At 68.8% G+C, this 1,717-nt stretch carries 1 protein-coding gene; it reads left to right on the plus strand.

The window, feature by feature from the left end; translation table 11 throughout:
* Window positions 1-119: 119 nt before the first annotated feature.
* A complete protein-coding gene (locus AB0915_RS39115; protein WP_366696162.1) occupies window positions 120-1,544 on the plus strand; it encodes an IS1380 family transposase in 1,425 nt (474 codons plus the stop codon).
* The last annotated feature ends 173 nt before the right edge of the window (window positions 1,545-1,717 follow it).

The raw sequence follows: 1,717 nt of genomic DNA on the forward strand, positions 1-1,717 counted from the left end.
ACCCTGACTATTCAGCGGAATTGCCCGGTCTGACGGCCTGGTAGCAGAAAAGGTGTCCTGACCTGCGAGGATGCGACTGTCGAGGAAGCATCGGTTGCAAGAATCAGGACACCTTTCTGGTGAGCGAGCGTACAGGGTGGGACCGTGGCCTGGTCGTGGGGGCTGACGGGAAGGGGCTGGTGGGGTATGCCGGGATGGTGTTGCTGCGGCGGCTGGCGGACCGGTCGGGGCTGACGGAGGCGCTGGCTGGGGTGTTCCCGTCGGGCGGGCCGGGGTGGCGGGATCGGGCGGTGGTGTTCGTCCAACTGGCGATCGCGATCGCGCTGGGTGCCCGCAATGTGGCCGAGGCCGAGCAACTCGCCCTGCATCACGGGCGGGTGACCGGCCCTGCGGTCTCGGACTCCACGGTGCACCGCACCCTGGAGTTGTGCGATGCCGACCGGCTCGCGGCGCTCGCCCGGGCCAGGGCACGCGTCCGCCGGATGGTGTGGTCGTGGCTGGCCCTGCGGCCCGGCGGCTTCCCCTGGCTCACCGTCGCCGGGAAACGCCTGCACAACTGGGTGATCGTCGACATGGACGCCACGATCATCACGGCCGCATCGAAGAAGGAACAGGCGCGGGCGACCTGGAAGAAGACCTTCGGGTTCCATCCGCTGGCCGCCTGGTGCGCGAACACGTCCGAGTGCCTGGCGATGCTGTTGCGGCCGGGCAACGCCGGCAGCAACACGGTCGCCGACCACCTCACGGTCCTGACCGACGCGCTTGCCCAGATCCCCGGTTCCTCGGCCGCGAAACTCCTGATCCGCGTCGACGGCGCCGGTGCCACCCACGGCCTGCACGAACACCTCATCGGCTTGAACACCCATCGGCGCACGGTCCGTTTCACCACCGGCTGGACCATCACCGACACCGACGAACAGGCCATCGCCCGCCTGCCCGAGACGGCCTGGGAGGTCTCCCTGAACCAGGACGGCACCCTCCAGGAGGACTACGGGGTCGCGGAGTTGAGCGGGCTGAGCGCACGCGAGGGCTGGAGCAAGGGACTCCGGCTGATCGTCCGCCGGGTCAAGCCCTCCAGCCGCCACCTCAAGGACCTGACCGACTTCGAGAAGAAGACCGGCTTCAAGTACTCGGTCATCGCCACCAACATCTGCAAGATGACCCGGATACCCGGCTCCCACCAGGCACAGTGGCTGGACGCTTTGCACCGGCACCACGCGGTCGTCGAAGACCGGGTACGCACGAACAAGGCGATGGGCCTGCACAACCTGCCCTCGAAATCCTTCACCACGAACCAGGGCTGGATGCTCGCCGCGAACCTCGCCGCCGACCTCGACGCCTGGCTCCGCCTCCTGGCCCTGCACGACCAGGACGAGCTCGCCGACGCCGAACCCGACACCATGCGGTTCCGGATCTACCACCTGCCGGCCCGCCTCGCCGCCCACGCCCGCCGCCGACACCTCCGCCTCGCCCCCGACTGGCCCTGGGCAACCGCCTTCGTCCTGGCCTGGCAGCGCCTGGCCCAACTTCCCGCCGTCACTTGACGAGCAGGCCCCGCCCCGACGAAGACCAGGAAGGAGAGCCCCGCACCACCCCGGGACCGTGGAACCCGGCGCAGCCGCAGCGACACGCGATGACCCTGACCGCGAACAGCGGGGACAAACGGGGCGAAGTGATCACCCTATGCGGCAACGATCACCTCTGAAGGATCGAGGCT

Origin of the sequence: Streptomyces sp. NPDC048411, assembly GCF_040704695.1 — a bacterium.
Taxonomy (GTDB): Bacteria; Actinomycetota; Actinomycetes; order Streptomycetales; family Streptomycetaceae; genus Streptomyces.